Raw genomic sequence first — 18889 nt, 5'->3', positions numbered from 1 at the left:
CCCCTTTAACGTCACTACCTCTTCTCACCAAACGAGGCTCTCTGCAAGCTATTTTAAAAAGTACTTTCCTTCTCATCACATTTTGTTCTTTTATTTGTTTCATCAATCATACTGATTTACGGATAGTTTAGCAAACATTTTCGAGGCCGTCAACCACATTTTTAATTTAAAACTTTTTTGTTTTTCATCAAAAAAAGAAAAGAGGTTTCAATCCCTCTTTTCTAAAACAATTTTACTCTAATCCTTTTTTAACATCTTCTATCATCAAATGCATTGATTCTAATCCACCACCGCTTAGATACCAAACATCCGGTTGAAGCATAATAACTTTATCATTTTTACCAGCATCGGTTTTTTGAATCAATTCGTTTGCAGCGACGTTATCTTTTGAATCGTCGCCACCAATTGCTTTGGTGCGATCTACCACAAAGAGAATCCCAGGATTTTTTTCTAAAACATATTCGTAAGAAACACTTTGCCCATGAGTGGAAGCTTCAATCTTATCGTCTGCTGCTTTGAAGCCAAATGTATCATGAATTAAACCGAAACGAGAGCCTTTTCCGTAAGCGGAAAGTTGACCTTCGTTAACTAACACAACAAGCGCATTATTCGCGCTAGCTTCTGCTTGTTTTTTCACGTCAGCAATTTCTTTTTCTAAGCCAGTTATTTTTTCTTTGGCTACCTCTTCTTTATCAAAAATAGTGCCTAACGTTTCGATATTTTGTTTCGTTGATGCCCAAGGATTTTTGGCATCTACAGCTAAGTAAATGGTTGGCGCAATGGCTTTTAATTGTTCTTGATAATCTTGTTGACGACCAGAAATAATAATCAAGTCTGGTTTTAGTTGATTGATTTTTTCTAAATCTGGTTCTTTAATGCCGCCTGCTGATTCAACTTTTTGGTATTTTTTCAAATACGCAGGGATATTTTTGGTTGGCGCACCTACCACGCGGTCACCGACACCTAGTGCGTCCATTGTATCCAAGGAACCATTGTCAAAAACAACGACTTTCTGAGGATTTTTGGGAACGGTTAATTGACCATTGGTGTCTTTGACTGTGACTTCCGTTTTAGCTGTTGTTTCTGTTGTTGCAGAATCTGCTGTTTTTTTATTTGTTTGACAAGCACTTAACATTAACAGTCCCATCATTGAAACTGCCATCATTGCTAAAAATTTCTTTTTCATTCTTTTCCTCCAAAAACGTTATTTTTAAATTGCCCGATTTAGTGATAAAGACAAAAGCGTTTTCCTTCAATTTCACAAATCCGGATATTCATTTCATAAAGATCATTTAAAATACTTGTTTGAATAACTTCTTCTGTTGCGCCATGCGCATAGAGCTTTCCGCCTTTCATGGCGACAATTTCATCTGCATAGCTTGCGGCAAAATTAATATCATGTAGAACAATCAGAATCGTTTTTCCTAGTTCATCTACTAAGCGTTTAAGAATCTGCATCATTTGAACCGCATAATTCATGTCGAGGTTATTTAAGGGCTCATCCAATAAAATATAATCGGTATCTTGGGCTAAAATCATGGCAATATACGCCCTTTGTAATTGGCCCCCAGAAAGGGTATCAATGTATTCTTCTGCCATTTCAGTTAAGCCCAATTGTTCCAGTGCTTCTGTTACTTTTTCATGGTCAGCGCTTTTTAAGCGACCTTTGGAATAAGGAAAGCGGCCAAAATTGACTAGTTCTCGCACAGTTAATTTAAGTTGTACACCGTTGGCTTGTTTTAAAAGGGCAATTTTTTGTGAAAAAGCTGATTGCTTCCAGGTTTTTACTTCTTGCTTGTCCAGATAAATTTCCCCGGTATCTTTGGGAATTAAGCGACTCATCATGGCTAGCAGCGTGCTTTTCCCAGCGCCATTTGGTCCAATAAAGGCCGTTAATTTGCCTTCAGAAATAGGTAAATCAATGTCTGAAACGACAAATTTATCGCCATATTTTTTTGATACATCACTCATCTGGATCATGTGCGTTGCTTCCTTTCTGCAATAATTTTCCATATAAAATAAACGCCCCCAACAAATTGAATCACCACACTTAGCGGGGTATTCAAATGAAAGACCTGTTCAACCATCAATTGACCAAACACCAGTAAAAAGACTGCTATTAAACTTCCTGCCACAAACAGTTCTCGGTGGCGATAGGTTTTCATAAATTGATAACTCATATTGGCTACGATAAAACCTAAAAATGTAATCGGTCCCACTAATGCTGTTGATAAGCCGACCAGACTACTGATCAAACACAACAACACTAATTGAAACTGATTCACAGCAATCCCCAAATTCTGTGCTTGATGGTTCCCTAAATGTAAAACGTCTAAACGGTAACTTTCCCGCCAAAGTATCCCACAAATCATGAGTACCGCCACACCAACGAAAACGAGATACTGACTATTGACGTTACCAAAACTGGCAAACAACTTTCCTTGGAGTAAGTCGTATTCGTTAGGATCCATAATCACTTGTAAAAACGTACTAATACTACTGAAAAAAGTACCTAAAATCATGCCAATCATCAATAATAAAAATAAGTCGGATTGATTTTTGCGTAATAGAAAATACGATAAACTAGTACTTAAAAACACCATTAAAAAGACGTTCATCAAAAACGACCCAAGACTTACTTGACCTAACGCTTGTGCGCCTCCTAAAAGAAAAAATAACACCGTCTGCACAAAGACGTACAAGGAATCCATCCCTAAAATGTTTGGCGTTAGGAAATGATTTTGCGTGACTGTTTGAAAACTAATAGTTGAAAAAGCCGCAGCGATTCCAACAAAAATAAAAGCCAATAACTTTTTGCCTCGTAACGCCAAAGCAAAGGACCAATTGCCATACGTGTTATAAGTTAAATAACAAAGGCTCACAATTACTACGGCAGCTAAAAGCAAAAGTAATGAAAGCCATTTTTTTAAAGGCCGTTTCATTGTTTGCGCCCCCTTAGTAATAATAAAATGAACAAAATGCTCCCTAATATTCCGACAACCACGCTGACAGGAATTTCATAGGGGGCAATCAATACTCGTGCTAAAATATCACAGATTAACAAGAACAAACTCCCGCAAATCCCAGTTAACCACAAGGTATTTTTCATATGATCGCCATAACGTAAAGACACGAGATTGGGAATCACAACCCCTAAAAACGGAATATTCCCCACCATCAATAAAACGATGGCACTTGCTAAAGCAACCAGCGTCAAACCTAAAAACTGAATTCTCTGGTAATGGACGCCAAGACTATTTGCAAATGCTTCACCCATACCAACGACAGTGAAATGATAAGCAAATAAATAAATAACAAACCACAAAGGAATCATTAAGAATAACCATTCATAATTCCCTTTCATAACTGTGGAAAAATTTCCTTGTAACCAAGCAGACATATTTTGAACCAATTGGTATTGATAGGCAAAAAATGTGGCAATTGAACCTAGAATGTTACCAAACATCACGCCCACCAAAGGGACCATCACTTGATTCTTACTTGGTAATAATCGAATGAGCGCTAAGAATAACAAGGTCCCGCTTAGCGCAAAAATAAAAGCAATTGCCGTTCGATAGAGAAACGGAGCTGTTGGGAAAAATAACATTGCGACTAAAATACCCAACCTTGCACTATCGGTTGTTCCAGCGACACTAGGAGCGACAAATTTATTTTGTGTGAGTTGCTGCATAATCAATCCAGAAATACTCATCGTACTACCAGCAATGATTAAACTCAACGTGCGGGGAACACGGGTGGTAAATAAAACAAATTGTTGCTGCGCATCTAATTGAAACAACTGAGAAAGTGCAATGTCCTTCACCCCTATCACTAATGACAATAAGCTGAAAAGTAATAGTAGAACAAACAAACCAATCTTTTTCATGAGAAAACTCCATTTTTATTTAATTGAGAATGATTCTCATTCTTAGTTACAGTGTATGAGAAAACCATCACAAATGCAACCACTTTTTTTCCTTTATTAAAAACTTCTTCTCAAGCCGACTGACCAACGACTTATCTAAGATATGCTATAATGGAGGGAAACGTTAGGAAAGGAGTGTTACTGAATGGCGAATGATGACTTACAACAACGTCTGGATAAAGGAATGTACGGTACGCCCCTCGTTAATCCTGAAGAACAACACAAATACATGGGCACATTTCGTGAACGCTGCCGTCTCTCCATGACCGTCGCTGAAATGAAAGATGCACAGAACCAAAAACATTTATTAGAAGAATTAGCGAAGCATCCTGAAGTTACAGTACTTTTAAATGGCGAAATCTCTTCTGACCTGCAAAGTACCTATATTAAATTATTAAATCAGCATGGCGCAACCTTTAAGATTGTTAACAATTTTGTGGAGAACAACCCTGACTCTCTCGGCTTACTGTTAGCTGAAAAACATGCAGTCGATGAACCTGTGATTGACGTTACAGAAAAATATCCTCAAGCAACAGAAACGCCAAAAGAAGAGCCAACAGCTAAAAAAGGCTTTTGGCAAAAGCTATTTCACTCATAAAAAGCTCAAGGAAAGTTATGAGCGCTTCCATTTATAATAGAATTGTGCTATTATAAAGATGAAAAAGAGAGGTATGCGGGTAACATACCTCTCCTTTATACCAGCGCCAGTTATAAGAACTGGTGGCTTACTGAGTTAAGTTTTTATTGTTCTTTAACCGTTCAGCCGTCTAAGCTTATGAACGGTTATTTTTTATCGTTTTTCGTTGCTTCAAGGATACCGAAAATCAGTAACGCAACAAGGGTTGCAAAACTAATCATCAATTCCAATGTCGCTTCGATTGACAAAAAAAATGCTCCTTTCGTTAAAGTGCATCGGATACACATAGGCATCACCTGCCTCTCTAACTCAGAGCCACCGTCATACAACTTTCATTGGTAATAGTTTTAGTATAACCTATTGGGTTCACCAAGAAAACGTTTTTATAAAGAATACCGCCAAAAAATCTATTATGAATTTTTTGGCGGTATTCTTTTTTTATTGAACCACTTCTGGGTATAAAAGTTTTAAAACGTCCATTGTTAAACGGCGTCCTTTTCCAGCGTAAGGATACACATGCATGTGCATGGCTGGATTAAAGTTTGCTTCGATAATCCCGTACGTTAAGCTATCACGTGCGCCTTTTACGTCTTTGTCAGGAATGATTAAATCAATACCACAAATTTTGGCTCCTAAAGCAGCTACGGCCTCAATGGCGATTTGTTTATAACTATCATCAATGACATCGGTCATATCAATCGAATCCCCGCCCGTGCTAACATTAGAATTTTCTCGCAAGTACACGATTTGCTCTTTTTCTGGCACAGAATAGATAGTTAAACCTTGTTCTTTCAACATTAGTTTTTCTAAATCATTTAACTGGATTAACTCTAGTGGTGCACGGTGATTGGTCCCCCGCAATGGATCACTATTTTTAGCGGCCACCAATTCTTCTACAGTGTGTTTGCCATCTCCCGTAACATTGGCTGGCACGCGCAACATGATGGCTTTTACATCATTATCTAACACAAAGAACCGATATTCTGTTCCAGGTAAAAATTCTTCAATTAAAACCGCTGTGTCCTCTTTAAAAGCAATCCGTAACGCTTCCGTAAAGTCTTCCAACGAAGCGCCTTCTTTAAAAATGGTAATTCCTAAACCGTAATTCGTTGATTTTGGTTTCACGACAAACGCTTTATTGGCGTAGCGTAAATGTGCTTCCTGTGCCTCAATAAAAGATGAAAATTCTTCACCGCCAGGCACATGGAACCCTGCTGCAGACAAAATTTTCTTTGTCACGGTTTTGTTTTCCATAATCAATGGTACCACGTAGTTATCTTTGCTAGTCATGTTGGCATTTTTGACGTATTCAATGTGCTCGCCATGTTGCAGTTTCAAAAATTGCTCTTGTTCATCTAAAATTTCGATTTCCAAACCTTTTTGAATCGCATCAAACAAGAAAATTTGTGTGGATAATTCCATCTCACGGAAACCAGCTAATTGATAAGGGCGTTCAAAGGCCATACTTTGATATTGGTTTCCAAAAATATTTCCCAGTTCACTGTTGGAGTTTTCTTGAATAATCGTCCACATTTTGCCAGAAACGGTGTCTTGTGGATTCCGCAGTTGTTGATAATACTTACCGACAACTTCTTTGCCTTTACGAATGCCTAGAGCATCTAACATATCAATCATTTCTGAAAAAATCCGATCGCCTTCTGCAATTAACTTAATCGTTTCATGAGGATGACCAAGAGCCACTTGTTCATTAAAAATATCGCCAGTTTTTACCCATTCATCCGCTTCTTCTTTTTCATCTGTCCACAATAAATACAACATGAAATAATGTAAGAAATCCACGGTATCTTCCACAATGCCTAAACGTGAAAAAGGATTTAAGTCTAAATTACGCAACTCGATATAGCGAATACCTGTTTTAGGCAGATCAGACATTTGTTTCCCGCCACGTAAGCGCACAGGCGCATAAAATTCTTTTTCTTCAGAAAGTAAACCATTTTCCACCATGCGATGAATATCTTCTAAATAGCGTTCCAATGAGGCATACGATACTTTCACATTGTCATGATTTCTGTAGCCATACGTACTATTCCGAATACTGCGAATGGGTTCTTGCGGTTGGTCGTCATAGACTCTAAAGTAGCCGTCTTCACTAACTGGTGAAGCCCCAAAAAGATACGTAATTAACCAGCGATAACGTAAAAAGTTACGGGCAACTTTCATGTACACTTTCGTTTTAAATTGTTTGCAATCTGTCACTTCGGATTGTTCATCATATAATTGCTGAATCAGGGCTTGGTCATACTCAAAATTAAAATGAATTCCGCTGACCATTTGTTTTCGTTTGCCATACTCTTTTGCCAAATAACGACGATATAACACCGCATCATATTGATCTAATTTAGCGATTTTAATCTCTTCATCTTTTGTTGGTAATTGTGGTGGCATACTTAATGGCCACAACATTTCATCTTCTGGAATCGAACGACGAGCCACATCGTGAATGGCATCTAAAAAACGAAGCATTTCTGTGCCGCTATTTGCTACAGGCGTGATTAGTTCTAATTGTGTTTCACTAAAATCTGTTTGAATATATGGATGATAAGAACGGTTACCAAAAACCGTGGGATGATCAGTTGTCGCTAAAAGCCCTTCTCGTGTACTACGTTGGTTTTCTTTTTCTAAACCAAAACGAGCCATCAATACGTAAGGACGAACATTTTTCTTTTGCATTAATTCTCTATAATTCATCTTGTCGCCTTTCTTTCTACAAACTATCTGTTTCTCTTACTATTATATAGGAAAACGAGTAAATATGCTGTTTTTTTGAACGTTCGCTTGGGAATTTTCGAGACACTTTTTGAGAGCGCCTTTTTCCGTTATACTGAAAACAACTAGTTTATAAAAAGTGGGGATTGCTCATGAAAAATCGTGCATTACTTTTAATTGACTTTCAAAAAGGCATCGAAAGTCCGTCGCAGCAATTGTACCGTCTGCCAGCAGTGTTGGAAAAGGTCAATCAGCGTATTGCTGTCTACCGCCAACACCATGCGCCCATTATTTTTGTTCAACATGAAGAAACTGAACTACCTTTTGGCTCAGACTCTTGGCAACTTTTTGAAAAGCTGGATACACAACCCACAGATTTTTTCATCCGCAAAACACATGCGAATGCCTTTTACCAAACAAATTTAAATGATTTACTGACGGAACACGACATTCAAACGTTAGAAATCGCTGGTGTCCAAACCGAGTTTTGTGTGGACACTACAATTCGGATGGCTCATGGTTTAGGCTATACATGTTTGATGACACCGAAAACCACTTCCACCTTGGATAATGGACATTTAACCGCGGCACAAATTATCCAACATCATGAAGCTATTTGGGCTGGCCGCTTTTTGACTTTTTTACCTTCAATAAATTGAGGGCTTTTCCAAAAAATTGTTTGTTCACTATGTTTTCTTGTCGTATTTCATGTTAGTATAAGGAAAAAGTGTTCAGTTGATTAGTTGAAGATTTAGAGTGTGGGACATGAGTCGATTAGGCTTGTCTCTCATGTTCTGTCTTTTTTTATGTCATCATTCACTAAACTAATAAATAATTGGAGGTATTTTATGAACAAATTTTTTACAGCCCAACGTTTAAAAGACACCGCCTATGTAACAGTCGGCGCATTCATTTTGGCCATTTCAATCAATGCGGTCTTATTGCCAAATAAACTTGTCGCAGGCGGAGCCAATGGCATTAGTATTGTTATTAATTATGTTTTCGGGATTAGTCCCGCCATTGTTCTTTACGCCATCAATATTCCTCTTTTAGTGCTTTGTTTCTTACTTCTTGGGAAAGAGGTCGGTGTCAAAACCATTTATGGCAGTCTTATTTATCCATTTTTTGTAGGAATTACTTCGGGGATGCCTGTTTTAACACATAATATTTTTCTAGCAGCATTATTTGGCGGTATTATTACAGGTGCTGGCCTAGGCTTGGTTTTCCGTGGCAATGCCTCAACTGGTGGGACAGCAATCATTTCACAAATTGTCAATAAATACTTCAAAGTTTCCTTAGGTATTGCTATTTTATTCGTCGATGGTTTAGTCATTTTATCAGCAATGTATGCTTTTAATGCAGATATTGTGTTATTCTCTTTAATTTGTTTATTTACAATTGGTCGTGTCGTTGACATGATTCAAGTTGGTCTGGTTCGCTCGAAGAATGTGATGATTATTTCACCAAAATATGTCGCTATTCAAGAACGCTTATTACGTGAACTAGATAAAGGTGTGACCTTGGTGCCAATCGAAGGCGGTTATCGAAGCGCGAAAGGCATGCTCTTAATGACTGTCATTCGTGAAAAAGATTTTCCCCGCTTAAAAGAAGCCATTCTTGAGATTGATGAAGAAGCTTTTTTGATTTCAATGAGTGCGAGTGAAGTCTACGGAAAAGGATTTAGCTTGAAAAAAGTAGCTGATTCTTATGGTGTTGAAGCAACTAATGCCAATAATTTACAATAGTTTTTTGTAGGAAAAGAGCCGCAAAATCTGTAGAGATTTTGCGGCTCTTAATTTATACTCTATTGTTCAGTCATCTTAAAAAATTCGATTTCTTTATTCAGTTCTTCGATTAATTCGTTTTCATCGGTTAATGTTAAGATTTTCATTCCTCGCTCTATTAGTACGCTATTTTTTTCACAAATTCCCATTCTAACAAAATAAACGCCTAAAAAATCATATCGTTTTAAATCTAGTGCTAGTTGTTTCATTCGAAGCAAAACATTTTCACACTCAGCCATCTTACAATTTTTCAAATAAATGGTTGATAAATTAGTCAATATAGATATTTCAAGATCTTTAATTTTAGCATATGTACTGTATTTCTTTAAAGAATACAATAACTTATCGGATATGGCTTCGATTGTTTCAAGTGGGAAATAAAACAAAATACCATTAAGTAAGCGAATCTCATTATAATACCATACATCCATTTTCTCTAATCTAGTCCAAATTTGACTAATTAGCAGTTTCGATTTGCACACATTGCTACTCATTGATTCTAATTGGAAGGCTAACTGAGCTTTTAATAGCATCTGAATATCTTTGATATAATAATCATCCGTTATTTTTAAAAATTTTTCGCATCGTTTTAGCAAGTCCTTGATATTCACTTTGTCTGTATTATTTATTAAAGAATTGAATTCTTCAATGATACACTCTCTTTCCTGGGGCTGATAAACATTACATATATACTCGAACTCAGAAAAACTCATATTTATTTGTTGTAATAAATACTCCATAGTTTGATAACTGGGCATTATTTTACAATTTTCTAATTTGGATAAGGTTGTTCTGGATAATGCTTCATGACAAATTTTTTTCTGCGAAATACCTTTAGACTCTCTTACCTCCTTATAAACTTTCCCAAAATTCCATTTCACCACCATCACTCCTTTTTATAATACTTGTGACTAAAGTGTACAAACTGATTTTTTCTTAATTTTATTTGTTAACATAATTCTAATCAAAAATTCAGAAAAATACAAATATAGACTGGAGGTGATTAAGTTTACCAATTTTTTTGATAGACAATTTCACACTTTTAGATTATTCATAGAAAGGACATCCCACCTCGATGCTTAAATTTTTATTCAGTAAAAATCGAAAGTTATTCCTTGCTACATTTCTGATGACATTACTTTTCGCTACCTACAAACCGATTTTTTCGCTACTGATTTTATTCGACTCCAATTATATTAAACAAGAACAAACTTTACCTTTTTACATCTTAGTTTGTATCAACTTAGGAATTCTATTTAGTCTTGTTTTAATTAATTTAGGATCACAAATTGTTCAACAACATTTTTTTGCCAGTTCTTTAAAAAAAATGAATAATCAAATGTACCAAGCTTTGATTCGGTTACCGCTGGCTACTTTAATAAAAAAATATCCTACAGAAAAAGTTGTTAAAATAATGACGATTGACAATCCTTTTGTGATAAAAAAATATCTAGGTGCGCTAATTAGTTTGATTTATTTTATTTGTTCATTTTCTCTAGGTTCGCTATTAATTCTGACAATTAATTGGCATATTTGGCTCTATTTATTAGCCTTAACGTTGATTTCTTTTTTTACAACGAAACATTTTGTCAAAAAAATCGCTATATATCAAAAAAAATTTAATGATTCACAAGCTAATATTGTACAAACATTGCAAGATATTTTTGAAGACTTAGCAGTATTAAAAATTTTTTCTATTGGCAAACGTCTCTTTCCTCGTTTTTCTCAAAAAAACAAAGAAGCTGAAAAACATTTTGTCAAGAATAATTTTTTCCAATCAACGATAACAGTTATTAATGATACTTGTGGGTGGTTTATTCAAATTGGTTTGTTATTAATAGGTATTTTTTTAATTCGCCAGCAAGAATTGACTTTTCCCGAACTATTAGCGATAACACAATCTGTCGAAACAATTACTACTCCTATTTTTTGGCTCTCAACTGTATTAACAGAACTTTATTCTACAAAAGAGATTCGCAAAGTCAATGATGTCTTGCTTTCCACCGAACCTGAACTTCTTCATTCTTCTATAGTTCCCAAAACAATTTTATTTAATAATGTTTTGATTACTTATGAAGAAAAAAATATTGGTCCGATTAATTTAGAATTATATTCAGGAAAAAAGTATATAATCATTGGTAAAAACGGAAGTGGAAAATCATCTTTCCTAAAATTGTTGACACAAGAGATAAATCAGTATCAAGGAAAAATATTATTGAATCAACAACAAGAATTACGCACAGTCGACTTCTCGACAATGATTGGCTATGTTTCCCAAAAAGCCAAGCTTTATGATGGGACAGTCGCAGAAAATATTACTTCTTTCAATAAACCTAATAAAGAGAAGTTACATGAAATTGGTAAAAAAGTTTTTGGTGCCAATTTTGAAATAATTTCCAATCAATCTACTGCCACAATCAGTGGTGGTGAGGCTATGTTAGTTTCCTTGGCTCGGGCGCTATATGAAAATCGTCCATTTTTATTGGTAGATGAACCAACTTCTTCAACAGATAAAGAAAATACTGAAAAAGTTTTATCCCTATTAGCTGAAAGTTCTAAAACAGTCCTTGCTGTTCTTCATCATGTAAACAATGATATTTCTAGTAAATTTGATGAAGTAATTCAAATGTAAAAGAATATACACCATTTTCAAAGTTAGACTTTTTAATCTAAGTTTGAAGAATGGCGTATATTTTTGTTTGATTATAATATTTTTTCTGTAGAGATTTTGCGGCTCTTTTTACATCTTCATCCAGACAGGTTCTAAGCTATTGCCATCCAAATCTTGCACCTCTAAGCCATACATTTGCTCTTCTGGTATTCCCATATCAACTCGGTAGCAGTTGCCTCCGTTAGCTTTGGCGGTTTCGCCAAACTGTTTTACGGCTTCGGCACTCTCTAAACTAAAGGAAATTAATGCTCCACTGGTTGTTTGCGCATCAATAATTTGCTTTTCTTGGATAAATTTTCCATAAAAGTCATGGTTCAACAACATAATCCAAAATTGATCATCCCACATCATCGAACTAGCTTCCTCTGTTGAAAATTCTTCGTTCTTTTTGAATCCAAGTTTTTCATAAAATGCTGTAGAACGTTGGACATCCGCTACTGGGAAGTTAACAAAAACCATTGTGCCCATGTGATTCATCCCTTTCTTTTAATCATCTACGACAGCTAACTGTGCGTTGCGACAAAATCAACAAGCTTGTTTGATTTATACTAGCATATTCATAAAAGAAATGTTACTAAAACGTTTTCTTAAGGTAATTCTCGATAAGCCAAGTGCTGAATGATTTCACTATGTTGTGGATAATCGTTTAACAATTCCGCTTGAGTAAATAACTCGAAGTCTTCAAACTCAAAGCCTGGTGTAACCACACAACTGACTAACGCAAATCCTGCCGCTACTGTAGAGCCAAAGATTGTGCCGGCAGGAACTGAGAACGAAAGCTGTTGTCCTTGAACTAAGTCTTTCCCTAACTGAACAGCTTGATACGTTCCATCAGGAAAAATACAGTGAACGGTTAACGGCTGACCATCGTGAAAAAACCATAATTCATCCGCTTTTAAACGATGAAAATGTGACGGACTTTCTGTATTTAATAGAAACAAAATCGCTGTATGCAACGCCCGTTCGCCTCGTTTGGTCGGAATCAATTGTTCACTTTTATTGGTTTGTTTAAAATAACCGCCCTCAGGATGCGCTTCTAATCCTAACTTCTCAATCCACATTTGTTCTGTCATCTTCTCCCTCACTCCTTCATTTTTTCAGAAACAATTTAGGAAGAACTTAGAACATCCGTCCCAATCCTAAAATAAACGGCGGGACAGGAGGTCGGGACAGAACCGTTTAGCTCCGAGAAATAAGAAGAAATTTCCGAAAATTGCTCTTTAATTTTTGGAGAATTTCGACTTATTTCCGAAGGAGTTGGTTCTGTTCCCGCCGTTTATCAGGTTTTGAGCCTGGGACAAAAATCCAAAGTGATTTTTGTCCCAGGCTCCTGTCCCACGTTCTTCCCAAACCTGTTTATTTTCTACAACTAAACATCTTTTAATAAGCCTTTAAATAAGCCCATTGCGAAATCGTTGGCATTAAATGGTTCTAAATCGTTAATGCCTTCACCTAGACCAACTAATTTCACTGGCAAGTGTAATTCATTCCGAATAGCAATGACAATACCACCTTTGGCTGTTCCGTCTAGTTTGGTTAAAACTAAACCAGTGACATCGGTTGTTTCTTTGAACTGTTTGGCTTGTGTCATCGCATTTTGCCCAGTAGTTGCGTCCACGACTAAGAGAACTTCGTGAGGCGCATCTGGAATTTCTCGTTGGATGACTCGTTTGATTTTTTCTAATTCTTTCATTAAGTTGACTTTATTTTGTAAACGACCTGCTGTATCCACTAGCAAAACATCGGCCTGTTCTGCCTTGGCACGTTCCACTGCATCGAAAACGACCGCTGCTGGGTCGCCGCCAGCATTCCCACGTACAACTTCAACGCCAGCCCGTTCGCCCCAAACAACTAATTGATCGATGGCGCCCGCTCGGAACGTATCGGCAGCTGCCATTAAAACTTTCTTTCCTTCCAACTTGTATTGATGGGCTAATTTACCAATGCTGGTTGTTTTACCGACTCCATTAACACCGACAAATAAAATCACGGTTAAGCCATTTGGCTGTAAGTTAATCGCATTATTTTCATTAATTCCTGCTTCTTCATACAAATCAACCATTTTTTCAATGATGGTATTTTGAACTTGAGCTGGTTTTTTCACATTTCGCAGTTTCACTTCTTGTCGCAAGGCTTCTGTAATTTTTAAGGATGTATCAAAGCCTACATCTGCACCAATTAACGTTTCTTCTAATTCTTCAAAGAAATCTTCATCGACGCTTCGGAAATTAGCAAACAATTCGTTCAACCGTTGACCAAATGTTTTACGCGTTTTTTCCAAGCCTTTTTCATATTTTTCTTGGACCTGCTCTTCTTTTGACTCTTCAATTTCTTCTGAAACCTGCGTGTCTGTTGTTTCTGCCAAAGGAGTCACGACGTTATTTTCTTCCTCAGGCGCTTCCACAACAACTTCTTGTGTTTCCTCTGTCAGGATTTCTTCTGGCTCTTCATCTAACGCTTCTTCTACATCAGCTAATTTTTCCATTTCAGCGTTATCTGTTAAATCGGCTGTTTCTGTGACTTCTTCCGCTGTCGTTTCTGGCGTTATTTGCGCCTCTTCTGCTGCGGTTTCTTTTGATTCAGCAGGCGCTGATTCATCACTAGGTGTTTCGTCTACTGTTTCTTCAATTATCTCTTGTTTTTCTTCTTCCTTTTTTTCAGCGGAAAAAGCTTTTTTAATTTTATCAAAAAATCCCATTCTTATTGGCCTCCTTCCAACGGCGTTAAAATATATTTTTCGACCGCTTTGGCAACGCCATCTTGGTCATTCGTGTCTGTGACGACATCTGCGGCTTCTTTAACTAATGGAATCGCATTTGCCATGGCGACACCTAAGCCAGCGTATTCGATCATCGGTAAATCGTTTTCTTCGTCCCCTAGGGTCATGATTTCTTCTGCACGGATTCCTAAATCTTTGGCTAACAAGGAAATACCATAGGCTTTCGTAATCCCTTTTGGCATAAATTCTAATAAGTTATTTCGCGTTTTAATAATTTCAAAGCGCTCATAAAAAGAGGCTGGAATTTCCTTGATGCGTTCATTTAAATACGCTTCATCAATCGCAACAACAACTTTATTATAAATTCGATTCGGGGTTAACTCTTCTAATTTGTAGGACTCAAAGGTTAATAATTTGTTTAGAGAACTATAAATTGAAGGATAATTTGGGGCAGAAGGCAGTTGCATCACGACCTCATCGGATAAGACATCAAACGGCATATTGAGTGTGGTTGCTAATTGGTACAGCTCATGAATCGCTTCCAAGGGCATCAATGTTTTCTCAATAATGGCCCCTGTATCATTTTTTTGAACCAACCCGCCGTTAAAAGTAATGCTATAATCGCCTTCATCTTGTAAACCTAATTCTTCTAAGTAAGGACCAATGGCTGCCAAAGGTCGACCTGTGCAGATAACAACTTTCACGCCTGCTTGTTTCGCAGCCATCAGTGCTTGTTTATTCCGTAAAGAAATCTCTTTTTGGCTATTTAATAATGTTCCATCTAAATCAATAGCAACTAATTTTATCAAACGTTCGCTCCTCCTTGCTTCTGGCTAATTGCTTTTTTCAATTGCGCCACCTTCTTTGACCTCTTCCAAGCGAACTGAAACGATTTTTGAAACCCCAGATTCTTGCATAGTCACGCCATATAAAACATCTGCGGCTTCCATTGTCCCTTTACGATGCGTCACCACAATAAACTGTGTGCCATCTTCAAATTCGCTTAAATAATGGCCAAAACGAGCAACGTTGGCTTCATCTAAAGCTGCTTCTACTTCATCTAAAATACAGAACGGAACTGGTCGAACACGAATAATTGAAAAGAGTAATGCAATCGCCGTTAATGCTCGTTCGCCTCCAGACAACAAGCTTAAATGTTGTAATTTTTTCCCTGGTGGTTGCGCCTCAATCTCAATCCCTGTATTCAAGAGATCCTCTGGGTTGGTTAGCACCAGTTCTGCCCGTCCGCCACCAAACATATTAGGAAATACCACTTTGAACTGGCCACGAATTGCTTCAAAGACTTCTTTAAACCGTTCTTTCACTTCTTGGTCCATTTCATCCATGGTTTCAAATAATTGTTCTTTCGCATTTAATAAATCATCTCGTTGACTGACTAAAAATTGATGGCGCTCATCGACTTGTTCAAATTGCTCGATGGCACTTAAGTTAACAGGTCCTAACCGCTCAATTTCTTGTTTTAGGCGTTTCACTGTTTGCTGCGCTTGCGCCAAATCATCGATTGGGAAATACGCTTCATAGGCAGCTTCAAAGGTTAAGCTGTATTCTTCCTGTAAGTAACTTAATGAGCTATCTAATTGCATTTCTGCACGATTTTTTAGGACTTCGATTTGTGTTTTATCTGCTAAATACTGTTGTTGGCGTTTGTTTTCTTCCGCTAATTTTGTATCTAACTCGTCTACTTCTTCTTGCAACGCTTGTCGTTGACTACGTGCCGTTTGTAAAGACGTTTGCAACGCTGTTTGTTTCTCCGCTAATTGCGCGACTTGTGCCGCTAAGCCTTCTTCGGTTAACTGGTGATCGCTAGAATGGCTACTTAATTGTTGTAGCTGTTGACGGATGGCCGTTTCTCGAATCAACAATTCGTCCAATTGTTCTTGTTTGTCTTGTTTTTGACGAGCAAAATGGGCACATTGTTCCGCCGCTACTGCTTGTTCTGCTTGAACTGTCGTCAAGCGTTCTTGCGCTTGGGCTTTAAAGGTTTCCATTTGGCTAGCTTCTTGTTCCACTTGTTTCATTTCAGCATCTAAACGTTCTTTCGTTGCCGTTAAGTTTGCTTGTTGCTCTGTCAATGTGGCTTTTTTCGTTTGATATTCGGTTAAGAATTGATGCAATTCACGTGATTCATATTCAAACAAGCGTTTTTCTTTTGTTAAACGAGTAATCGTTTCTGTTTGATTGGCTAATTTATTGTCAATTTCTTGTTGTTTTAAACGATTTTGTTCACCAGCAGAGCGCAACATTTCTGCACGTTCCGTGGCTGTTTTCACTTCTTGCGAGAGCGCTTGGACTTCTTGTTCTACACTTCTTAGTTGTGTTTCTAATTGAGTCATTTGTTCAGTAATTGTTTGAAGTTCTTGCGCTTGTGAAAATAGGCTTCCTTGGTTGCCACGTTTATTGGCTCCCCCAGTCATCGAACCGCCAGGATTCATCACATCGCCTTCCAATGAGACAACGCGATATTGGTAATTGACTAATTTTGCTAACTGGTTGGCACTCGTTAAATCTGCCGCTAAAATCGTGACGCCTAAGAGATTTTGAATAACGGTTTGTACTTGTTCTGGATAACGAACTAATTCACTGGCAATCCCTACGAATCCTGGTGCACCAGTCAAACGATTCTGAACCATCGCCGATACAGAGCGCGGCTTAATGGTAGTCAATGGTAAAAAGGTTGCTCGGCCACTGTGTTGTTGTTTTAAGAAGGTGATGCCTGCTCGACCATCTTTCTCATTTTCCACAACAATATGTTGCGCCGCACCACCTAAGGCCGTTTCAATCGCCAACGTATATTCTTTAGGCACTTCAATTAACTCAGCCACTGCGCCAACAATCCCAGTTAGTTGGTTTTTGTGACGCAATACAGCTTTCACGCCTTGATAGAAGCCAGCGTAATTTTCTTGAATTTCTTGCAAACTTTTTTGGCGTGCCTTCGCTTGTTGCACTTGATTCATCGCTTGGTACATATCATTTTGACGCTGTGCTAATCGTTCACGTTTGGCTTCAAGCGTTGCTTTCAACGCAGTGTATTCTTCCAGCTGTTCTTGTAAGCCTTGTTTTGCAACTTTTTGCTCTTTTTCTAGCGTCTCTTTCATTGCGAGAGCTTCAACCATCTGTTCTTCTAGCGCTTCGTGTTTTGCTAGCGATTGTTGATTTTTAGCTGTTTCTTGTTGATATTGTCGTTCTAAATATTTTAAGTCATTGGCTGTATTGGCTTGTTCTTGCATGACTTCCACATACTGGCTGCGCAATTCCTCCATCAATTCTTTAGAAGACTTACTATATTTTTCCACATCTTTCGTTGCCAAAGCCAATGCTTCTTTTAACGTCTGACGTTGTGCCGTTTTTTCTGCGATTGCTGTTTCCAGCGTCTGCAATTCTTCTCGATAACGAACAATTTTTTCGGCCGTTTCTGCCAATGTCTCTTCGTATTCGCTTGCCGTTTGGGAGGTGTGTTTGGAACGTTCAATTAAAACATTTTTTTGTCCTTCTGCTTGTTTCAACGCTTCTGTCACTTGTAATAATTGTTGTTGTTCCGTTTCAATTTGTTCATCTAAACGATTGCGCTTGCTGCGTAAACGTACCAATTTGCCTTCTAAGTCATGGACTTGCTTACTTGCGCCGGCTAACTTTTCTTCAATGGCTGTTAATTCTTGCGTTTTCGTTTCCCAAATAGCTTTTGCTTCTTGAATTTCGGTCACAGTTAAATTGACATCAATTTCGGTAAGTTCTTCTTTCAAAGCTAAATACTTTTTAGCCGCATCTGCTTGGGCGGCTAGAGGAACTAATTGGTCTTCCAACTCGTAAATGATATCTTGGACACGGCTTAAGTTGTCCTCAGTTTCGAAAAGCTTTTGTTCAGCCTTTTTCTTCCGTTGTTTGTATTTTAAAACGCCCGCTGCTTCTTCAAAGATCCCACGACGGTCTTCAGGTTTACTATTAAAAATCGCTTCAACTTTCCCTTGTGAAATAATTGAAAAAGATTCTTTGCCTAACCCTGAATCCATAAATAAATCTTGAATGTCTTTTAAACGGCACGCTTGTTTATTAATAAAAAAGTCACTTTCGCCCGTTCGTTTTAAACGACGGGTGACACTAATCTCACTATAATCCAATGCTAAATAATGGTCGCTGTTGTCTAACGTCACGGTAACTTCCGCAATATTTAGCGGCTTACGACCTTCCGAACCGGCAAAGATAATGTCGTTCATTTTGCCACCGCGAAGGTTTTTCGCAGATTGTTCACCTAATACCCAGCGAACAGCTTCCGTGATATTACTTTTCCCACTTCCATTCGGACCAACCACTGCTGTCACATCATCTTCAAATTCAATAATGGTTTTATCTGCAAATGATTTAAATCCTGTAATTTCAATTCGTTTTAAATACACGAATATTGCTCCTT

General features: G+C 37.5%; 16 protein-coding genes and 1 other annotated feature (1 of these 17 running past the window's edge). Of the genes, 4 read left to right on the top strand and 12 right to left on the bottom strand.

Features of this window, described 5'->3' with window-relative positions:
* Positions 1-85: a binding site (T-box leader), on the bottom strand; it reaches 161 nt to the left of the window's first position.
* 147 nt (positions 86-232) lie between these two features.
* Genes AB1I62_RS15230 through AB1I62_RS15215 form a run of 4 tightly spaced genes read right to left on the bottom strand, consistent with a single transcriptional unit; the run spans position 233 to position 3886 of the window.
* A complete protein-coding gene (locus AB1I62_RS15230; protein ID WP_002359060.1) occupies positions 233-1186 on the bottom strand; it encodes a siderophore ABC transporter substrate-binding protein in 954 nt (317 codons plus the stop codon).
* 38 nt (positions 1187-1224) lie between these two features.
* Positions 1225-1980, bottom strand: a complete 756-nt coding sequence (locus tag AB1I62_RS15225) for an ABC transporter ATP-binding protein (RefSeq protein WP_002354962.1) — start codon at positions 1978-1980, stop codon at positions 1225-1227.
* On the bottom strand, positions 1977-2942 hold the full coding sequence (locus AB1I62_RS15220; RefSeq protein WP_002371665.1) for an iron chelate uptake ABC transporter family permease subunit: 966 nt from the start codon (positions 2940-2942) through the stop codon (positions 1977-1979). The genes AB1I62_RS15225 and AB1I62_RS15220 overlap by 4 nt, the downstream gene beginning before the upstream one ends.
* Complete coding sequence (locus AB1I62_RS15215; protein WP_048737629.1) at positions 2939-3886, bottom strand: iron chelate uptake ABC transporter family permease subunit; 948 nt, start codon at positions 3884-3886, stop codon at positions 2939-2941. Before AB1I62_RS15215 ends, AB1I62_RS15220 begins: the two co-directional genes overlap by 4 nt.
* A gap of 184 nt (positions 3887-4070) precedes the next feature.
* Here AB1I62_RS15215 and AB1I62_RS15210 point away from each other — a divergent pair, with 184 nt between their 5' ends.
* The gene (locus AB1I62_RS15210; RefSeq protein WP_002359057.1) at positions 4071-4523 is read left to right on the top strand and encodes a YueI family protein; all 453 of its coding nucleotides are present in this window, start codon (positions 4071-4073) and stop codon (positions 4521-4523) included.
* A 185-nt stretch (positions 4524-4708) separates the two neighbouring features.
* Here AB1I62_RS15210 and AB1I62_RS15205 read toward each other — a convergent pair whose 3' ends face one another.
* Together AB1I62_RS15205 and gshAB are read right to left on the bottom strand one after the other, a co-directional pair.
* A complete protein-coding gene (locus AB1I62_RS15205) occupies positions 4709-4810 on the bottom strand; it encodes a putative holin-like toxin (RefSeq protein WP_021164442.1) in 102 nt (33 codons plus the stop codon).
* 190 nt (positions 4811-5000) lie between these two features.
* Positions 5001-7271, bottom strand: coding sequence for a bifunctional glutamate--cysteine ligase/glutathione synthetase (gshAB, locus tag AB1I62_RS15200; RefSeq protein WP_002361023.1), 2271 nt, complete (start codon positions 7269-7271; stop codon positions 5001-5003).
* 170 nt (positions 7272-7441) lie between these two features.
* Here gshAB and AB1I62_RS15195 point away from each other — a divergent pair, with 170 nt between their 5' ends.
* Together AB1I62_RS15195 and AB1I62_RS15190 are read left to right on the top strand one after the other, a co-directional pair.
* Positions 7442-7948: a cysteine hydrolase family protein gene (locus tag AB1I62_RS15195; RefSeq protein WP_010777986.1), complete on the top strand. Its 507-nt coding sequence runs from the start codon at positions 7442-7444 to the stop codon at positions 7946-7948.
* Between the two features lie 189 nt (positions 7949-8137).
* Positions 8138-9034 carry a YitT family protein gene (locus tag AB1I62_RS15190; RefSeq protein ID WP_002365354.1) on the top strand — a complete coding sequence of 299 codons (897 nt, stop codon included), beginning with the start codon at positions 8138-8140 and terminating at the stop codon, positions 9032-9034.
* Between the two features lie 59 nt (positions 9035-9093).
* On the opposite strand, the gene AB1I62_RS15185 is transcribed toward AB1I62_RS15190, so the two are convergent.
* A complete protein-coding gene (locus tag AB1I62_RS15185) occupies positions 9094-9960 on the bottom strand; it encodes a helix-turn-helix domain-containing protein (RefSeq protein ID WP_002415662.1) in 867 nt (288 codons plus the stop codon).
* 188 nt (positions 9961-10148) lie between these two features.
* Between AB1I62_RS15185 and AB1I62_RS15180 the strand changes: the two genes are divergently transcribed.
* Entirely contained in the window at positions 10149-11705 is a 1557-nt protein-coding gene (locus tag AB1I62_RS15180) for an ABC transporter ATP-binding protein (RefSeq protein WP_367019397.1), read from the top strand.
* A gap of 108 nt (positions 11706-11813) precedes the next feature.
* Here AB1I62_RS15180 and AB1I62_RS15175 read toward each other — a convergent pair whose 3' ends face one another.
* From AB1I62_RS15175 to smc, 5 genes are all read right to left on the bottom strand, one after another.
* On the bottom strand, positions 11814-12212 hold the full coding sequence (locus tag AB1I62_RS15175) for a VOC family protein (RefSeq protein ID WP_002354951.1): 399 nt from the start codon (positions 12210-12212) through the stop codon (positions 11814-11816).
* Positions 12213-12331: 119 nt separating this feature from the next.
* Positions 12332-12817: a cupin domain-containing protein gene (locus tag AB1I62_RS15170; protein WP_010777992.1), complete on the bottom strand. Its 486-nt coding sequence runs from the start codon at positions 12815-12817 to the stop codon at positions 12332-12334.
* Positions 12818-13113: 296 nt separating this feature from the next.
* Complete coding sequence (gene ftsY, locus AB1I62_RS15165; protein WP_010777993.1) at positions 13114-14442, bottom strand: signal recognition particle-docking protein FtsY; 1329 nt, start codon at positions 14440-14442, stop codon at positions 13114-13116.
* A 2-nt stretch (positions 14443-14444) separates the two neighbouring features.
* Positions 14445-15272 carry a Cof-type HAD-IIB family hydrolase gene (locus tag AB1I62_RS15160; RefSeq protein ID WP_002359053.1) on the bottom strand — a complete coding sequence of 276 codons (828 nt, stop codon included), beginning with the start codon at positions 15270-15272 and terminating at the stop codon, positions 14445-14447.
* A gap of 24 nt (positions 15273-15296) precedes the next feature.
* Positions 15297-18875 (bottom strand): chromosome segregation protein SMC, encoded by a 3579-nt coding sequence (gene smc, locus AB1I62_RS15155; protein WP_010825549.1) that lies wholly within the window; start codon positions 18873-18875, stop codon positions 15297-15299.
* Between the last annotated feature and the right edge of the window lie 14 nt (positions 18876-18889).

Origin of the sequence: Enterococcus sp. AN402 (assembly GCF_040719405.1) — a bacterium.
Classification (GTDB): Bacteria; Bacillota; Bacilli; order Lactobacillales; family Enterococcaceae; genus Enterococcus; species Enterococcus faecalis.
The sequence above is the reverse complement of the archived record's forward strand: the minus strand, read 5'-3'. Positions and strand labels throughout refer to the sequence as shown.